This window comes from Streptomyces sp. NPDC014734 (assembly GCF_043083325.1).
Taxonomy (GTDB): Bacteria; Actinomycetota; Actinomycetes; order Streptomycetales; family Streptomycetaceae; genus Streptomyces.
This window is the reverse complement of record NZ_JBIBYN010000004.1, coordinates 392,232-409,529: the sequence shown is the minus strand read 5'-3', so window position 1 is coordinate 409,529 and position 17,298 is coordinate 392,232. Positions and strand designations below refer to the sequence as shown.

The window sequence follows — 17,298 nt, the reverse complement described above, 5'->3', positions numbered from 1 at the left end:
GATGGAGGCTCAGTGCAGTACTGCGGTATCGGCGCCTGGTGGGAGACCCGGTGAGCGGAATCCCCACGCGTCTCACCCGGTGGCTGGGGCGGCGCGGCAACGCTTCCGGAGAAGCCCATGACGGTTCCGCTTCGGTGTCGTCCACCGGCCTGACGTCCCGGACGGCGCCACGCACCGTGCTGGAGCAACACGGCGAGAGGTTCCTGCTGCGCTCCTCCGCCGACGACCGCGCATCGGTCCGGGACCTCGCCCGCGCCCTCCCCGCCGATTCGCGACGGCCGGTCGTCGTGGTCGACGTCGCACCGGAGGCGGCCGGAAACCTGGGCGAGGAACTGGGTGGCCTGCTGGCCAGGCTCCGCGACGAACGGCGTCCCGCCGCCCGGCTGGTGCTCTCCGGGGCGGCGGCCCCGTCCGGCGACCGCGCCCCACTGGCACAACGACTGGCGGACGCCTGGGAGCTGGAGCTGGAGGCACCGGACGCCCCGGCGGTCCTCGTGCCCGGTGGCGGGCTGTACGTCGCCGAACCGGCCACCCCCGCCGGCGGCTGGTGGCGGTTCGCCCCGGGCGCCGAGCCGGAGGCGCTCGGCGCCCGCATCCCCGCGCCCCGCTGGCAGCGGGCGCTGGCCCGGGTGCCGCTCGGCGCGCTGGGCGGGTGCACGGTCCAGCAGATACCCGCCGGGCTGCTGATCCGTCCTGCGGGAAGCGCCCCGCCCCGCCCCGGCGAACTCGCGTTCGCGTCGGCCGTCCATCCGGACCGGCTGACCGTACTGGTGGGTGCGGCTCGGGCCGGGCAGGTGCCGGTCGACGACCTGGCGACGCTGCTCGCGGGGCTGCCCGCCGATGTGCGCCGGTCGGTCCGGCTCGCCCCGGCCGACGGCCGTGACCTGCTGCCCCTCGCCGAAGGTGTGGCCGATCTGCTCGCCACCGAGGTCGAGATCTGCACCGGGCTCCCGCTCACCGCCCCGTCCCCCGGCACCGGCGTCGCCCTCGACACCGGCGGCTCCGCACGGCACACCGAGTCCGTACGGCTGACGACGGCGGAGGGCGACTGTACCTGGCCCGCGCTGCTGACCTCGGTGATCTGTTCGCCCGCCGAGGCCGATGGCCACCGTGTCCCGCTCCGCCCCGCGCACTGGCTGTTGCCCGACGGCTCCGGAACACCCGTCCCGGAGCCCGCGGCCCTGCGCCTCCCGGACGGCAACCATGCCGTGGCGGTGCGCGCGGGGCTCTGGCTCGGCGGCAACCCCCATCCGCCCGCCGGGTTCCGTGACCGCCCGGCCGACGCCAGGGCCGCCCGGATCGAGGTGGCCGCGGAAATCGCCGACGACGCCGACGGCCTGGCCCGCCTCCTGGAAGGCCTGCCGGAGCTGCTGGCCGGACTGGACGACGGGATACGGGAGTACGCGGAGCTCTCCGTCCCCGCCGGTGTGCGTCCCGAAGCCGTGACCGAACTGCGTCGCTTCGCGGTACGCAACGGTCTCACCTTCGCGGCGGCGGCGACCGGTGCCGGTCACGATCACGATGACGGGGCCGCGTCGTCGTTCGGGGAGTCCGGCGGGCCGTGCGCACCGGAGGGGTCGCCCGCCGCGGCCCCGGAGACGGAAACACCCGCCCCCGCCCCGGCGCCGGTCACCGAGTCCGGCGGTCCCGGTGCCTCCGCCGCTGCCGAAGCCCCGCCGGAGCCCGGCCACCGGACCACCCCCGTCAGCACCACCGTCAGCACCGCCGCCGACACCGACACCATCGGCGCCTCGCTGTCCGTCGCGGGATCGGCGGCCCCCGTCCCCGGGCAGGTGTCCGCCCCGCTTCCGATCGCCACCACCGCCACGGCCACCGCCCGGGAGGCGACCGCCCCGCCGCCCCGTCCGGCGACGAGCGGCACCCGGCCCGCACCCGCCGCCGTGGGCCGGGACGGGGCGGGGCCGGCCGTCGCCGTGTCCGGTCCTGCGCGGCCCGCCGGTCCGCACGCGGCTTCCGTCACATCGAGCGCGACGCCCTCCGCCGCCGCGCTCGCCGCCCCTCCGACGGCCCGGACCCCCGACGTACCCGCCGTACCCCCCGCCCCCGCCCCCGTCCCCGCCGCAGGTTCGTCGGGTGCGCCCGGTACGGCGCCCGCACCCACCACCGACGAGGCGGCCGCCATCCGGGCGCCGGGCAGCACTCCGCCCCCTCCCGCCTCCCGCGTTCCCCGGCGTCCGACGGTCTCCCGCGCCCTCACGCCCGAATCCGCGACGCGGCCCCCGATGGCCGTGGCGGGTGCCCGTCCTGCCCGGTCCCGCGCGACCGTGTCCGCTCCGGACGGGGCCGACGACGCGGACCGGGTCGCCTTCCGGGAACTGGCCGCGGACGTCTGGGAGGAGCACAGCGGACCGGTGAACCAGGCACTCATCCGGCTGCCCGGCCTGCGCGGCCCGGCGCAGGACGCGGCACGCGCCGATCTCGTGGCCGTGCACCTCTATCTCTCCTCCCCCGCCGACGGCCCCTTCGGCGCGCGGGCCCTGGCGGCGGACACGGGTGCGCTGCGCCCGTACGCGGCCTGTCTGTCCGCCGGGCTGGGCCGTCTGCCCGCCGTGCGCGGAACGCTGGTGCGCGCGATCGCGGGACGGGGCATCCCGGACGACATCGTGCAGGGTGCGGTGCTGCACACCGACGCCCCGCTCGATGTCGTCCACCTTGAGGCGAAGGACGCCCCGGTGCCGCCGTCCGGGTCCGTCCGGTACGTGATCCGTCCCGTCACCGCACGCCGTACCTCGGTGCTGACGCGCGACGGAGCCGGCGCGTCGGCGCTCTTCGCCCCGGGCACCGTGTTCTCCGTACTGGCCCGGCACGAGGCGGACGGCGACCTGCCCGCCCGGGTCCTGCTGACCGAAGTACCGCCCGGGGCGGGCCGGTTCCGGGAGCCGACCGCCGAAGCGGTCGCCCGGATGGACACCGCTGCCCGTCGTATGCCCGCGGCGGCGGACCCGCCGTGGCCCGACCGCTGCACCGGACCGTTCCCGTGCGCACCCGTCGGCCGCTGAACCGTCCCTCGCCCGCACCCCGTCCCCAACGTCCAGAGAGGCACGTCATGGCAAGCAGTGGGTCCGCTCCGGAAGGCGCGAACACCGGCTCCTCCGGCTCACCCGTCCGCCGCGCGGCAGCACTCGCCGTACTGACCGAGGAACCTGCCGAGGGCCTGTTCCCGGCGTCCGCCCCCGGAACCGCCACGGCATCCGTCGCCGCGGCGGTCGCGACCGCCGGGGCCGCCGCGACCGCCGGGGCCTCCACCCGATCCGACGCGGGGAAGGAGACACCGGCCCCGGAGCAGAACGCACCGGGGAAGGCTCCGAGGGCCGCCGCGGCGGGGAACGGTGCCCCGGAGTCCGGCACCACGGCACCCGACGCGGCAACGACGGATCCGATGACCGAGAAGGAGACCGCGGAACCGAAGGAGGATCCGGCCGGAACGGCCGCCGAGGGACGGGCCGGTACGGCCGCGGAGGGACGGGCCGAGGCGGACACCGCGGCCGAGGCCCGGCTCGCGACGGCAGGCCGGCCGGCCACGGTCTCCCGTCGGGCCGTCGGCCTTCCGCTCGGCCGGCCGGGCAAGCCCATGATCGCCGCGGCCGTGGTCGGCGGGCTGGTCCTGATCGGGGTGCCGTTCCTGATATCCGGACCGGACGACAAGCCGGGCCCCACCGCGGCCGACGCCCCCGCCGGAAGCCCGATGGGCCCGGACGGCACCGGCCCCGGCCTCGTGCCGGGCGAGCAGCGGGCCCCCGACTCCGGCTCGCTGAAGGACGGTCACAAACCCGCCGCCCACGTCGGCGGCGCCTCGGACCCCACGAAGTCCGGCACCACTCCCACCGGCGGCATCCACGAGGGCGGCAATGTGGAGGCGAAGGGCAGCGCCGCGTCCCACGCCGCTCCCGGCACCGCGGCCACCAAGACCGCCGACCGGACCACCTCCGCCTCGAACTCGGCCGGCGCCGGGAAGACCACCACGAGCAAGAGCGGTTCCGGCAACACTGTCGCGTCCGGGTCCGGGACCGGAACCACCCAGAAGACCACCGCGACATCGACCGTGGTGTACACCGGCATCACCGGGCGCGGCTGCGCCACGCCCTCCGGCGGCGGCTACCAGCGGGACAACTTCTACACCGACGGCAGCAACGGCTGGTACGCCCGGTCCTCCGGCGGCTGGACGGGCGACGGGTGCAACGGCAGCTACGACTCCGTCCCGATGTCGGGCGACACCAATACCGACATGCAAAGCCGCGTCAAGTGGTGGTGGAACCCCGGCACCAAGGCCCGCACCTGCCAGATCTCCGTGTACATCCCGAACATCGGCTCCACGCTCTACGTGGGCGGGCACCCGACCACCTACCACGTGCTCGTGAACGCCAACGACCGTACGACCAAGTACGACAGCTTCACCATCAACCAGGTGAACCACCGCGGCCAGTGGGTCAACGCGGGCACCTTCGCCATGAAGGGATCGACGATCGGAGTGAAGCTGCTCGACCGCGGTGACGACTGGTCCAAGGGCTGGGAGAAGGCCCATCACGCCGCCGCCCAGATGAAGGTGACCTGCCGCTCCTGACCCCGAAGCCGCCCCGGGCCGGCCTCCGTCGCACCGGCCCGGGGCACGCGCATACGAACACACACAGATGAACCGCGCATCGCCCACGACCACGACCACGAAATGACGCTTTCCTCGAAACGTGGACAACGTTTGCTATGGATCCGAAGCGCTTGTGATTCATTGTGATTCGGGGTCGTTGACCAGGATGCGAGTGATCTGGTGGGGGACGCGCGACATCTGTCGCCCTCTGTCCAGGAGGTTCTGCGGTTGCGGGCTGTGGACAGCACACAGGGCAATCCCTGGGAGCCTTCCCGGAAGACATTCATCACGGAAATCTGCGGATTCGGAGGCAGGCGATTCGCTACAAGAACATCTCCGGAAAGTACACACCGAAATACGCCCCGCTGAAGCATCGGAAAGAGGGCGAGTGGCGGGACATACCCATACCCGCTTCCCTTGAGTCATTCATCGATCGGCTTCCGATCCGCAATGCCAACGGCGGATTGCCGTATCCCGATCTCCTGCACAAGTCGTGGAATCGCACCATCAGGCGGCTCGGTCTGCCCGCAAACGACCCGCACGACTTGCGGCGCACATGGTCCACCGTGGCCCTGACGAACGGTGTGTCCATTCACGAGGTATCTCGCTAGTGCTCTGACCGGAAACGATCACCGGATTGGTGCTGACTGGCCTTGTGTCGATTGGATGTGACGGTACGTCCGATTGACGCGGGGAGGCGGAATGGCAGAGGCGGTCAGGGTGCGCAGCCTGACTGAGCAAGAGGGGCAGAAGCTGCAGCGGATCGTGCGGCGGGGCAGTACCAGCACGGTGCGGTTCCGCAGGGCGATGATGCTGCTGGCCTCGGCGGGTGGGAACACCGTGCCGGTGATCGCTAATTTGGTGCAGGCTGACGAGGACACCGTCCGTGACGTCATCCACCGCTTCAACGAGATCGGGCTGGTCTGCCTGGACCCTCAGTGGGCAGGAGGCCGTCCCCGCCTGCTCGATGATGACGACGAGGAGTTCGTCATCCAGACGGCCACCACCTGCCCCGCCAAACTCGGCAAGCCCTTCACCCGCTGGTCGATCCGCAAGCTTGCTGAGCATCTTCGGCGCAATGTCGCCCGTCCGATACGCATCGGCCGCGAGGCCCTGCGCTGTCTGCTCCACCGTCGCGGCGTGACGTTCCAAAGGACCAAGACCTGGAAAGAATCCACCGATCCGGACTTCGACGCCAAGCTGGATCGGATCGAGTACGCCATCAACAAGCGGCCCGATCGAACCTTCGCCTTCGACGAGTTCGGGCCGCTCGGCATCCGCCCCACCGGTGGGTCCTGCTGGGCGAAGAAGGGCAGGCCCGACCGATTGCCGGCGACCTTCCACCGCACCCACGGGGTCACGTACTTCCACGGCTGTTACTCGGTCGGCGATGACACCTCGTGGGGCGTCAACCGACGCCGCAAAGGGATCAATCCGACCTGGGCCGCGCTCAAGAGCATCCGATCAGCACGGCCCGACGGCGCCCCGATCTACGTGATCCTGGACAACCTGTCCGCCCACAAGAACGGGCGCATCCTGCACTGGGCGGCCAGGAACAAGGTCGAGCTGTGCTTCACCCCGACGAATGTGTCCTGGGCGAACCCGATAGAGGCGCACTTCGGGCCTCTGCGGCAGTTCACCCTCGCCAACTCCCACCACCCCAACCACGCCGTCCAAACCAGGGAGTTGCACCGCTATCTGCGCTGGCACAACCAGAACACAAGGCACCCGGACGTCCGGGCCGCCCAACGACGCGAACGGGCCCGCGTCCGCAGCGAGAAGGGTATCCGCTGGGGCGGACGCCCTGCTCTCGGCGCCGCGTGACAGAACCCCGAGACCGGGATCAACTAACGGGAACACTCTCCTTGAGGAAGCCGATCAGTAGATCGGTGACAACCGATGGCCGCTCCAGGCTGGGCAGATGGCCTGCCCAAGGCAGTTCGAGATGCTTGGCGTTCGCCAGCAGATCCGGAAGCCGGACAGCGATCTGTCGGAAGTCCGCCAGATCGTGCGCGCCCGACACGGCAAGGCAGGGAGCCTGAATGGCCGCCAGATCAACCTCGGCCTCGATCCGCTCGAACTCCTCAGCGGCAGACATCTGCACCTCGAAAGCGTGCCGCTGCATACGGCGTACCGCCTCGCGGGCGCTCTCGTCGGCATCCGGCCCTAGCCAGGTTTCGACCATCAGCTCCGTCGCGCCGGCTACGTCGCCCGCCTCGATCAGTGCTTCCTCGCGCTCGCCAAGCGCGTTCAGTTCGGCAGAAGGTTCGTGCCCAGGAAGACCGGCGCAGAGCAACGCAAGGGTGTTCACCCGGTCCGGCCACTGCGCGGCGACCTCCAAAGCGACGTACCCCCCATACGAGGACCCCACCAGTGCCGCCTGCCCGATGCCAAGACTGTTCAGGAGGGCCAGCACATCCTCAGGATCGCTGTGAGAACGGTCCGGCGCGGGAGTCCCACCGAAGCCCCGGAAATCACAGCGCACCACGCGATAACCGGCATCAATCAGGGGCAGCCACTGGGCATCCCACATCTGCCGGTCACACACCCCGGAATGCAAAAGCACCAGTGCAGGACCATCGCCGACCACGTCATGAGAGAGCGTCATCGAAAGATCCTATGCAGCGGCTACTCACCCGTCACCCCTGCAGCCTCCCCCATCACCCCGGCGAACGTTCGCGGTCACGGCACTAGCTCGGACATCGTTCGATCAAGGTCACGATGGACCGGTACGGCCACCTCGCGCAGGACGGCCGGGAGCGCTGCCGTCAGGTCGTGGAGACGGCCGTGGGACCGTACACGCTCACAACAGGCCGAGCGACCTCAGAGCACGGCGCTGCAGCGGTGTCGGCCGAGCGGGCCAGTAGACGTAGCAGACTCCGCCCGTACCGCTTCTGACCTTGCCGCTCGCGTCGTAGCGCTTGGTGCGAAGCCAGATGTTCTCCAAATGGGAGGGCGTCACCGACCACGCGACGCTCTCTCACACAAACATGCAGGTCAGAGGCATGCTCCGCGCGAGGTAAATCGAGCACAGACGCGCTGGTGCTGACCCGGTGCTGACTTCCGCTGGCGTCCGTTCCGGTCCGTTCGGGTGCGTCGCGCTGGATCGGTGCTGGCTCCGGGGCCCTCGCCGACCGCGCTCTCCCTGATCCCCACCACCTTCGAGGAGGGGCCCGAAACTCACCCGAGCCTTCGGCGTGTTCGCGGGAGTGTCGGCGGACGGCAGAGCGATCGGCCTGCTGGCGGGCGGAGTGTTCGTCGAATGGCTCGACTGGCGCTGGGTCTTCTTCGTGGACGTGCCGATCGCCCTGACGATCGCGCTGCTGACTCCCCGTCGTGTCAAGGATTCGGAACGTCACCCCGGCCACTTCGACCTGGCGGGCACGCTCACGTCGACCCTCGGCATGGTGGCGCTGGTGTACGGCTTCATCCGCGCGGCGCAGGAGGGATGGAGCGATCCCTACACGATCGCCTCGTTCTGTGCCGCGTCGTCCTGCTGGCCACGTACATCCTGGTGGAACACCGCTCCCGGCAGCCGATCTTCCGCCACATGTTCGCCGACTGGAACAGGGCGGGCACGTACGGCTCATGCTCTGCCTGGCGGCGGCGATCTTCGGCATGCCCTTCTTCCTGCGCTCTTCGTGCAGCAGGTGCTGGGCTTCAGCCCACTGGAGGCGGGCCTCGCCTTCCTGCCGGTCAGTACGGTGATCGAGGTGGTGGCCGAACTCGCCTCCCAACTCCTGCCGAAGTACGGCTCGAAGCACTTCATGGTCCTGGGCTCGCTCTGCCTGGCCCTGGGCCTCTCCTGGCTGCCCCTGACGGATGTCCGCTCCACCCACGAGGGCTCGATCCTCGGCCCGATGCTGGTGTTCAGCGCGGGTATGGGCATGATGTTCGTCTCGCTGACCCTGATGGCCCTCTCCGATGTCCGGCCCGCCGAGTCCGGCGCGGCCTCCGGCCTCCTCAACGCCACCCAGCAGGTCGGCAGCTCGCTGGGCCCCTCCATCCTGGTGACCGTCTTCGGCACCGCCGGCCGCAACGAGGTAGACCAGCAGATCCCGGCCTTCCTCGCCCGGGCGGACCCGGCCGAGAAGGCCCTCTTCGCCCGCACCGGCCGGCTCCCACCCGCCTGAGGCAACCAGATCCTCACCTCCGGCGTCTCGGCCGGCTTCATCGTCGCCGCCGCCTTCGCCTGGTCGCCTTCCTGGTCGCCCTCTTCGCCATCCAGGTCCGCCCCTCCGAAATAGAACGGCTCAAGGGCAGCGGGATGATGCCGGGCGGCTAAACAGAAATAACTCGGCCGTTCTATTTGTGATGCGCGCACCGACTTGTGAATTCCATGCCCATCCGGAGCTCCTCTCCTCTAGCTTGACCGCATGAGCGAAGATGATTCTCTTCCGCCGGCTCCTGTGTGTGCTCTCGTGCCGGACGAGGAATGGGCGCGACTGACGCGGTATCCGGAGCAGACCTACCTCGCGGGCCGCGCCTTGCTGCGGCAAGGCGCCCGGGGGACCCATGTGCTTGCCCTGGTGGAGGGGCTGGTGAAGGTCGTCAGGAGCGAGCCCGACGGGCGGCAGCGAGTGCTCGGTTTCCGGGGGCGGGGCGAGATCCTGGGGGAGATGGCTCTTCAGCCCAAAAGCGTCCGGATGGCCGATGTGTGGGCGCTGAGGAAAAGCAGGGCATGCATTGTGCCCGCGCAGGATTTCCATCGCTTCGTCCAGGAGAACAAGCTCGCGCCCTCCATTTTTGAATTGGCCTGGAATCGTATGCGCGAACAGGTCGAGCTGTGTGAGGGGGCTGTTCACGAACGTCTCGCCCTGGCCCTGCTCCGCCTGGTCGCGGCCGCCGGTGGAGAGAAGCCCTGCTTCTCCCTCACCAGGGAGGAGCTGGCCCAGCACATCGATGTGGGCCGCAAAGCCGTCAGCAAGGCGCTCGAACGGCTCGGCCCTGACTGCGTGAGAGCGGGAAACCGCCGGATCGAGGTGGTCAGCGTGGAGGGCCTGCGCAAGGCGGCCGGCGGCTGACACCTCCGTCGGGGATGTGGTCCACCTCACTCCCTATCGGGTCCTGCGGAACGGAACGGCTCCCCGCCCGCTGTGAAGCTCGACGTGCTCGACATCGCACGCGACAGCGTTCCCACCCGGCCCGAGAGCGGCCGGGCGGGCTTCACGGAGGAGTGACATGCCCGAGTTCAGCAGCGCCCTACCCCAGCGGATCGCCGCCCCGTACACCCACAGCCGGCCGTTGCCTCCCTACCGGGGCATTCTGGCTGTCGATGCGAAGGACTTCACGGGCCGCCCGGCGATCGAGCACGAGGCCGTCAGCCGGGTCGTCCCCGAACTCCTCAAGACCGCGCTGCTCAGGGCCGACCTCGGAGACCTGTGGGAGGACCGTACGTTCCCGGCCACCACCGGGGACGGCTATGTCTTCGGGTTCGACCCGGCACGCATGCCCTTCGTCATCCACCCCCTGCTGCTCGCCCTCCAGGAAGTTCTGACCGACTTCAACGTCCTCTCCCACGGGGCGGTGCCGATCAGGCTCCGCGTCAGTCTGCACGTCGGCCCGCTTCCGGAGACCGGGGACGAGTTCAGCGGCAACGGCACAGCGCGCAACGACACCCACCGACTGCTCGACTCGCTCCCCGTCAAGGCCGTGCTCACCTCCCACAACGAGAACATCACCCACGTCGCGGCCATCCTCTCCGAGCGGTGCTACGAGGACGCGGTCGCCGGCGGGTACACGGGGCGCCACCCCGACCACTTCGTGGAGGTGGCCGCGACGGTCGAGGGTAAGTCGTTCTCCCGACGGGCGTGGCTCTACGTCCCCAAGCCCTCCGGCCCCCTCTACGAGGGCACCCCCGTCGACGGCGCCGCTCCGGAACCTGTACGGGAGCCCTCCCCGCGGTCCGCCGAATCGTCCGGCGACGACACGACGGCCCGCCGCACGGATGTCATCGCCGCTCCCCACGGCAACATCAACACCGGTACCCTCCACGGCGGTCAGAGCGTGCGCAATCACCATGTGGCCGGTGACCACGTGGCGGGCGACCGGATCGCCGGTGATTACGTGGAGGGCTACAAGATCGGCAAGATCCGCCGCTTCCAGGGCGATCAGGTCCGCGGCGACAAGCGCCAGGGGCGCAAGTGACGGGGAACGGGAGAACGGAGGCGGCCGGGCTGCCCGGCCCCGGACCTCTGCCCGAGGACGGGGCTCCGCGATCCGAAGCGGAGTACGACATCACCGAGTTGATCGGCGGGGCGAAGGAGTGGGCGTCCGTCATCTACGCGCCCGGAGGGAACATCAACAACGGTTCCGTGTACGGCGGTCAGGGCGTACGCAACGGCTCCGGGCCGGAAGGGCGGCTACGGGAAAGCAGAGTGCGCGAGGGGCCGATCCCGGACATGGAGAGGGAGGCCGCCTCGCACGGTTTCGCACGCCCCGACTGGTTCGACACAGCCCTCGCAAAGCTGAAGCAGGGGCCCCTGTTCCTGGCCGGCCGACCAGGAACAGGCCGTCGTACCGCGGCGCTCAACCTGCTACGGGAGAGCTGCGGGGCTGATGCGCCGCTGCGGACACTGGACGGCGTCACCGAACTGGACCGCTGGAAGCCCACCGACGCCTCGGCGCGGGGCTACCTGATAGACGGGCTGTTCCCCTCCCGGCCTCTTTCCCCGGTCATGCTGAGAAACGTGCGGGAGCTGCTCAAGAAGGCCCATGCGTGCATGGTGATCGTCCTGCCCGACGACACGGCCCTGCTGCACCGCCTCGAACGGGACCTCCACATCAGCGCCACCGTGTGCTCCCCGCCGTCACCCTCCCTGGTGTTCGGCAGCCACTTCGAGGCGGTGGTGCCGGACCGGTGGGAGCGGGACCGGCTGCTGTCCGCGCTCGCCGACCGTCATGACCTGGGCGAACTTCTGGTGCCGGAGCTGGTACCCGCAGAAGTGGTGGAGCTGGTGACGGCCCTCGTCGAGGCCGACGGCGATCCGGAGGCTCTCGGCGACCTGGGGCTCCGGCTGAGCTACCGGGCCGAGCGGGAGGTCCCGGAGCTCATCAAGAGCTTGTGCGGCGAGCCGCAATCACTGGCCTTCCTGCTGGCCGCTTCGGTCTACGAGGGGCTGGACCAGCAGATCGTCAGGAATGAGGCCGACCGGTTGACGAAGCTGGCGGGCGACCGGCTGACGGCGATGCTGCCCGGCACAGACGCCGACGGGGCCGCGAAGCCGGACCGGCCCAATCCGAAGTTCGTCTTCCGGCACTCCCTGACAGAACTGCTGCACGCCGTGCGCGCGGTCCGCCAGGACCGCGAGATCCGGGCGGACGGAGCCTATTCACACAGTGTGGAGGCTGTGGCGTTCATCAGGCATCGACAGGCCGAGGCCGTTCTCAGACATGTGTGGCGCGAGTACGGGCAGTTGTCAGAACTACTCGTCGAGTGGTTGCGGGACGTACCCCGCTCCAGCGGGCTCGCCGGACCGGCGGGCCGGGCCATGGGACGGGTGGCGAGCTGGGGCGGCGGGCACAACGCCCTGGTGCACCTCCGGGAACTCGCCCGGTCGGACCGTGCGACCAGTCGGCTCGTCGTAGCGAACGCGCTGGGCGTCGCGGCCGAGGACCCCGTGCTCGCCGCCGAGATTCGCTACCGACTGCATCGCTGGAGCACGGCGACCGACTTCCGTCTCAGGACGACGGTGGCGCACGCGTGCGGCGAGGAATTCGGCCTGGCCCGCCCCGACCTGGCCCTGCGGCTCCTTCAAAATCTCTTCCGCGCGGCACAGGTCCGGAAGGAAGAGGAGTACCAGGTGAGGGTGGCGGTGGAAGCGGCGGTCCTGCGGCTATTCCAGGCCGGCAACGAGACGAAGGTATTCGACTTGCTCCGGAAGTGGCTGGACAACGGGGGGTACGACCAGGAGCAGGTGCTCTCCCTCTTCAGCCGAATGCTCTGGTCTCCCCAGTGGTTCATGAGGAACCTCGCGCCGTGGACGCCGGAGGCGCAGGTGCTGGCCGACCTCACGGGCCGCGCCCTGAACACGGAGAGTTCCTTCGAAACGACGTGCGGGACGTTGCTGCGCTGGGCGGAGTCGGGCCAGTGGGACGACGGAAAGTTCCGGGCCGTCGAGAACCTGTTCGCGGCCATGGCCCAGTCCATGCGCTCCGGTGAATTCCGGTTGTTCGTGGAAATGGACCAGGCAGGTGCGAACGGCTGGCCCGGCCTCGTCACCGCCCGCGACGCGCTCCATCGGTGGCGGACCGGCGCGCACAGGGAGGCAGCATGAACGACGACACCACCGCCCGCCTCTTTCACCGGCTGAACAGGCAGCCCTGGCGGGAGATCCTCGGCCACCGCTGGTCCGCGTCGAAGGACTGGGCGCTGGTGCTCAGGGACGAGGCGGGGGAGTACTCCTTCCTCGGCCGGCAAGGGGACCCGGAGGGTTCCGGCGCCTATGCGCCCCTGGTGGACGAGGCCCCCGCTCCTCACCTGAACGGAAAGTACAGCGACGTCTTCCGGGTGGACATGACGGAGCATGTGGACACGCGGGCGGTCGGCCTCCCCACGGTCTACGGTACGGAGTCGATCGACCTGTGGGTCTCCTGGTGGGTCCACGACCCCGTACGCGTCGTCCGTGCGAGGAGTCTGCACGGCTGGCACCTGGTACGGACCCATCTCGCCTCTGTCCTGCATTACTTGGCGGATGCCCAGGCCGCCTCCGACAACGGGCTGGGGGCGCCGGAGATCATGCAGCACCTCGGGCTGCCGCAGCGCCTGGAGGAACACGGCCTGAGCTACCGGGTGTTCGATGTGCGGCTCCGGGAGAACGGTGAGGAGCTGCTTCTCGGCCGGCGGGAAAGCGACGGGGTCCGTTACTCCTGGACGGCCAGCCGTCGGGGCGAGTACGAGTTCTGTCTCCAGGCCCTCCACGCCGGCCCGGTGTCGCTGGCGGCACTGTGGTTGCTTCGTCACCCCGAAGAGGTGCGGCAGGTACTGGACTGGGCGGTCGACCACCAGGATCTGCTGAGTCCGCCGCGTTCCGACTGGCAGGAGGAGCTGGCCTCCCTGCTGGGCACGTTGACCGAACAGGAGCGCAAGGAGCTCTCCAGTCTGCTGCGTGACCGGATCGGGGCGCTCGGGAGGCCAGTTCCCGGCGAGTACATCTGACCCTGGGAAAAATATTCGAATATTGAATTTCTGAGCGGGTGTGTCGCCTTTCGGTGACACACCCGCTCTTCTTCTCCACGCCGTTCCGTAAACCCTTTCCGTGTGTGACTGGGGTTACTTGATTCGTGGTCCTCCGGAGCGGCTTCGGGGATGAATCCGCGGGAATCTCGACGTGTCCGAAAGGAAGGCGCCCGCACGATTCCCGGGCGCCCACGGAAGGAAAGGGCGACATGCGAGCAGAAGAACCCCAGGCCCCGGACAATGTCCTCGCGTTCCGCCGGCGACGAGAGACCACAGGCCCGGCACACGAGGCCGAGGCAGCCCCGGACGCCGCTCCCCGGGCGGCGACCTCCCCCGCGACGGTGCTGAACGCCGAGCGCGGCATCATCAACACCGGCACCGTCCACGGCGGTCAGCACGTCACCACCGTCGGATTCTCCGGCCACACCGGCGGAGGAACCGATGGCGACAGCTGATCTCCCCAGCGAGACCGAGCCCGAGACCGAATTCGCCGAGTTCGCGATGGCTCTGGCGGGTCGGGGACCGGCGATCTGGGCCCCCAACGGCGTCATCAACACCGGATGGCTGACAGGCGGCCAGCACCAGCGGCTCGCACCTTCGGCGGAGGGCGGCGCGGTCCCGAGACCGATACGGCAAGGCCCTGTACGGGCGAAGCATGTGCAGGCGGCGCGGCGGCGCTTCGTGCCGCCGCCCGGCTTCGAAGAAGCCCTCGCGGTGCGCGAATCCGGCATCGTGGTGCTCGTCGGCGAGGCCGGGACGGGGCGGGAAACACACGCGCTCAACCTGCTCGCGCACGGCCACGAGGCCCCCGTCCTCGTCCAGGTCGACGGAACGGCCAACCTCTCCCGGTGGTCGCCGCGCGCCCAGGGCGTGGACGGATACCTGGTGACGGAGCCCGCGGATCCCTTCGCGCTCCGGGCGTGGGACCTGGCCCGCCTCGAAGGGCTCCTGACGGAGGCGGGCGCCCGCCTCGTCATCGTCCTGGTGGAGGCCCCCGGCCTGGTGGGCGCACTGGAGGACCACCTCGGCGTGCCGGTCGTGCGCCACCGGCCGCCGGACCCCCGGAAGGTCTTCACCACCCACCTCGCGGACGGCTGCCCCGACGAGGCGGTACGCGCCCGGTTGCTGCGGGCCCTGGAACCCGGCGATCTCGACGAACTGTTGCCCGCCGGCCTGCCGCCACGCCACGCCGCACAGGCCGCGGACACCCTGCGACGCCTGGGGGCGGCGGGCGGCCCGGCGTCGGGGGAGCTCATGCGCACCCTGGCCGGGGCCGAGGGCCCCGAGATCCTGGCCCGGGCCCAGCGCGATCCCGCCCTCCTGGCCTGTCTGCTCTCCCTCGGCGTCTACGGAGGGCTGCACCGTGCCGTCGTGATGGAACGGGCGCGGGAACTGCTGCGGCTGGCAGGCACGGACAGGATGCGGGGTCCCGGCTCCTACCGTCATCCGGACGAGGCCCCCCCGACGAGGCCACCGGCAGAGGTCCTGCGGATCCTCGGAGCCCATCGCGTGAGCCGCGCCGATGACGAGGCCACCGACACGGTGTCCTTCTTCTGGCCCGCCGTGAGCGGGGCCGTGTGGGAGAGCCTGTGCCGGGACCGTGCGGACCTCGTGCCGGTGGTGCACGCCTGGCTCGCCGACCCCGGCCCGGAGGAGGGCCAGATCGAGCGGGCCGGCCGGGCCGTCGCCGCTCTGGCGGAAGCCACGAGCGGCCAGTCCCTGGAACTGCTGCCCGCGCTGGCCTCCGCTCCGGTCCTTCCCGCCCCGAGGGTGGCTGCCCGATGCCTGGCGACACGGTTCCGGGACCGGGCGGTGGCACAGACGGCGGCCGACCTGCTCGACCTGTGGAGCGTCACGCCCGAAGCCTCCTTGAAGCACGCTGTGGCGTACGCCTGTGAGGAGCCCGAGGGGCTCGGGGACGAGCAGGCGTTGCAACTGCTGGAAAAGCTCACGGAGACCCTGGGCGCCGGGCCGGACGATCTCTCCGTCTTCGAGGCCGCCAAGGGGGCACTCGTACGACGATTCAACAGAGGCGACCACACCACCAGGGTGACCGTCCTGCACCGGATGCGGGACTGGGCGCGGACCGACGCCACGGCCGGCCTGCTGACCGCCTGCGCTTTTCCCGTCTTGGCCCGCACCGACTTCCTGTGGTGGAGCGGACGCGCTCTGGCCCGCGCCGGGTCGGCGGCGGTCGCCGTCCACCTCGTCGGACACTCCCTGAACGAGTCGGTCGCCTTCTCCAGCATGGGAGACGCCCTGCTCACCTGGTGCGCCGGGGCGGCCGGCACCAAGGGCCGGTCCCGGGCGGTCGCCCGGCTCCTCGACGGGCTGGTGACCGCCCGGGAGCCGGGCTTCCTCCGCTGGCTCCTGGCGGTGGAAAGAGGCCCGGACACGATGCCCGGCAAGGTACCCGCCGCCCGCGCGCTGAAGACCTGGCGGGACAACACCCCGGCCCCACAGGCCGGTTGAACAGGAGGCAACCCATGACTTTCTTCTCTCGCCCCGGCATCTTCACCACCGTCGAACGCCGGTGGGCCGACAACGACCCCACGCCCCCGCTGCGTTTGTTCGACGGCACGGAACCGGCGGGCGTACCCCTTTCCCTGAACCGGGCCCGTGCGTTGCTCTACGACCGCACGGCATGCTCCCTGGCACGGACTTCCCTGTGGCACCAGATCGCGGAGCGCTTCCGGACCGGAGGGACCGACTGGCGGGAGGCGGTGGTGTGGCTGGGGCTCCAGGGGTTGCGCCGCAACGCGTCCCGGATCACCTGGTGTCGCCGTGCCGACCGCGAGGACGTCGAGGCGGAGCTCGTCACCTGCTACCTCGAAGAGCTGGCGAAGCTGGAGCCGCGGGACCCTGAACCCGGGAGGACGGTGCTGCGGTCCGCCTGTTCCCGCGCCTGGGAGGTCTGGTGTGACACGCACCGCGAGAACACGGTGGAGGACGTGGAACGCGCGGGCGGTACTTCCCCCGGCGCGGGCAGCGACGACGTCTGGCGGGCGGACTACGACCCGGCCCCGCGCTGGTCGGGGCTCTCCGCGAGCCTGCGGATCTCCGTACCCGCGCACCGTGTCGAAGGCGTACGGATCGGCGCTCTCGCCAGTGCCTGGGGCGTGGCTGGTACAGCCACGAGCGTCGGGCACTCCGGCCGGGGCCGCCGGGTCGCCACCCTCTCCCTGCGCCGGGTCGGGAGGAAGGGATGAACGGCCGCCACGACACCCCCCTCACCTTCCGCGAGATCTTCGACCTGCCGGTGAGCGTCGACCTGCGCACGGCGGCCCGGGCGTTCGGTATGTGCATGGGCACCGCCTACCGGTTGGTCGCCCGTGACGAGTTTCCCTGTCCCACTGTGCCCGTCGGCCGCCGCCACCGGGTACGGACCGTGGAACTGCTGGCCGCGCTGGGCATCGAGGAGCGTCCCGTCTTCGCCGACGAGATCGCCGACGGCGTGGCACTCACGCTCTTCGACTGACCCCTTTCCCGCCCTGCCGGACCACCACCGAAAGGAATC

General features: G+C 70.5%; 12 protein-coding genes and 2 pseudogenes. 12 read left to right on the top strand and 2 right to left on the bottom strand.

All coding sequences use genetic code 11. The features are described 5' to 3' along the window. Nucleotides 1-50: 50 nt before the first annotated feature. The 3 genes from ACF1CT_RS10465 (at nt 51) to ACF1CT_RS10455 (ending at nt 6,427) form a co-directional block, all read left to right on the top strand. Nucleotides 51-3,020: a hypothetical protein gene (locus tag ACF1CT_RS10465; protein WP_391783387.1), complete on the top strand. Its 2,970-nt coding sequence runs from the start codon at nt 51-53 to the stop codon at nt 3,018-3,020. 47 nt (nt 3,021-3,067) lie between these two features. Continuing rightward, on the top strand, nt 3,068-4,582 hold the full coding sequence (locus ACF1CT_RS10460) for a hypothetical protein (RefSeq protein ID WP_391783386.1): 1,515 nt from the start codon (nt 3,068-3,070) through the stop codon (nt 4,580-4,582). A gap of 723 nt (nt 4,583-5,305) precedes the next feature. Continuing rightward, complete coding sequence (locus ACF1CT_RS10455) at nt 5,306-6,427, top strand: IS630 family transposase (protein WP_391783385.1); 1,122 nt, start codon at nt 5,306-5,308, stop codon at nt 6,425-6,427. A gap of 19 nt (nt 6,428-6,446) precedes the next feature. On the opposite strand, the gene ACF1CT_RS10450 is transcribed toward ACF1CT_RS10455, so the two are convergent. After that, a complete protein-coding gene (locus tag ACF1CT_RS10450; RefSeq protein WP_391783384.1) occupies nt 6,447-7,211 on the bottom strand; it encodes an alpha/beta fold hydrolase in 765 nt (254 codons plus the stop codon). Nucleotides 7,212-7,406: 195 nt separating this feature from the next. Continuing rightward, nucleotides 7,407-7,547: pseudogene (locus ACF1CT_RS10445) on the bottom strand (peptidase C39 family protein); the annotation flags it as partial. 183 nt (nt 7,548-7,730) lie between these two features. Here ACF1CT_RS10445 and ACF1CT_RS10440 point away from each other — a divergent pair. From ACF1CT_RS10440 to ACF1CT_RS10400, 9 genes and pseudogenes are all read left to right on the top strand, one after another. Next, nucleotides 7,731-8,888, top strand: a pseudogene (locus tag ACF1CT_RS10440) (MFS transporter); the annotation flags it as partial. A 91-nt stretch (nt 8,889-8,979) separates the two neighbouring features. After that, on the top strand, nt 8,980-9,627 hold the full coding sequence (locus ACF1CT_RS10435) for a Crp/Fnr family transcriptional regulator (RefSeq protein ID WP_391783383.1): 648 nt from the start codon (nt 8,980-8,982) through the stop codon (nt 9,625-9,627). Nucleotides 9,628-9,784: 157 nt separating this feature from the next. After that, the gene (locus ACF1CT_RS10430) at nt 9,785-10,750 is read left to right on the top strand and encodes a hypothetical protein (protein WP_391783382.1); all 966 of its coding nucleotides are present in this window, start codon (nt 9,785-9,787) and stop codon (nt 10,748-10,750) included. Beyond that, nucleotides 10,747-12,879, top strand: a complete 2,133-nt coding sequence (locus tag ACF1CT_RS10425; protein WP_391783381.1) for a hypothetical protein — start codon at nt 10,747-10,749, stop codon at nt 12,877-12,879. The genes ACF1CT_RS10430 and ACF1CT_RS10425 overlap by 4 nt, the downstream gene beginning before the upstream one ends. Next, the gene (locus ACF1CT_RS10420; protein ID WP_391783380.1) at nt 12,876-13,760 is read left to right on the top strand and encodes a hypothetical protein; all 885 of its coding nucleotides are present in this window, start codon (nt 12,876-12,878) and stop codon (nt 13,758-13,760) included. The genes ACF1CT_RS10425 and ACF1CT_RS10420 overlap by 4 nt, the downstream gene beginning before the upstream one ends. Nucleotides 13,761-13,990: 230 nt before the next feature. Next, entirely contained in the window at nt 13,991-14,236 is a 246-nt protein-coding gene (locus ACF1CT_RS10415; RefSeq protein WP_360113624.1) for an S-type pyocin domain-containing protein, read from the top strand. Continuing rightward, entirely contained in the window at nt 14,223-16,253 is a 2,031-nt protein-coding gene (locus ACF1CT_RS10410) for a hypothetical protein (RefSeq protein ID WP_391783379.1), read from the top strand. Before ACF1CT_RS10415 ends, ACF1CT_RS10410 begins: the two co-directional genes overlap by 14 nt. 14 nt (nt 16,254-16,267) lie before the next feature. Continuing rightward, nucleotides 16,268-16,990, top strand: coding sequence for a hypothetical protein (locus ACF1CT_RS10405; protein ID WP_391783378.1), 723 nt, complete (start codon nt 16,268-16,270; stop codon nt 16,988-16,990). Further along, entirely contained in the window at nt 16,987-17,259 is a 273-nt protein-coding gene (locus ACF1CT_RS10400; RefSeq protein WP_391783377.1) for a DNA-binding protein, read from the top strand. Before ACF1CT_RS10405 ends, ACF1CT_RS10400 begins: the two co-directional genes overlap by 4 nt. The last annotated feature ends 39 nt before the right edge of the window (nt 17,260-17,298 follow it).

Excerpts from the sequence above, each read along its gene's own strand:
- ACF1CT_RS10420 (WP_391783380.1), top strand. The coding sequence starts at position 12,876 with ATGAACGACGACACCACCGCCCGCCTCTTTCACCGGCTGAACAGGCAG.
- ACF1CT_RS10430 (WP_391783382.1), top strand. The coding sequence starts at position 9,785 with ATGCCCGAGTTCAGCAGCGCCCTACCCCAGCGGATCGCCGCCCCGTAC.
- ACF1CT_RS10400 (WP_391783377.1), top strand. The coding sequence starts at position 16,987 with ATGAACGGCCGCCACGACACCCCCCTCACCTTCCGCGAGATCTTCGAC.
- ACF1CT_RS10435 (WP_391783383.1), top strand. The coding sequence starts at position 8,980 with ATGAGCGAAGATGATTCTCTTCCGCCGGCTCCTGTGTGTGCTCTCGTG.
- ACF1CT_RS10405 (WP_391783378.1), top strand. The coding sequence starts at position 16,268 with ATGACTTTCTTCTCTCGCCCCGGCATCTTCACCACCGTCGAACGCCGG.
- ACF1CT_RS10455 (WP_391783385.1), top strand. The coding sequence starts at position 5,306 with ATGGCAGAGGCGGTCAGGGTGCGCAGCCTGACTGAGCAAGAGGGGCAG.
- ACF1CT_RS10410 (WP_391783379.1), top strand. The coding sequence starts at position 14,223 with ATGGCGACAGCTGATCTCCCCAGCGAGACCGAGCCCGAGACCGAATTC.
- ACF1CT_RS10460 (WP_391783386.1), top strand. The coding sequence starts at position 3,068 with ATGGCAAGCAGTGGGTCCGCTCCGGAAGGCGCGAACACCGGCTCCTCC.
- ACF1CT_RS10450 (WP_391783384.1), bottom strand. The coding sequence starts at position 7,211 with ATGACGCTCTCTCATGACGTGGTCGGCGATGGTCCTGCACTGGTGCTT.
- ACF1CT_RS10415 (WP_360113624.1), top strand. The coding sequence starts at position 13,991 with ATGCGAGCAGAAGAACCCCAGGCCCCGGACAATGTCCTCGCGTTCCGC.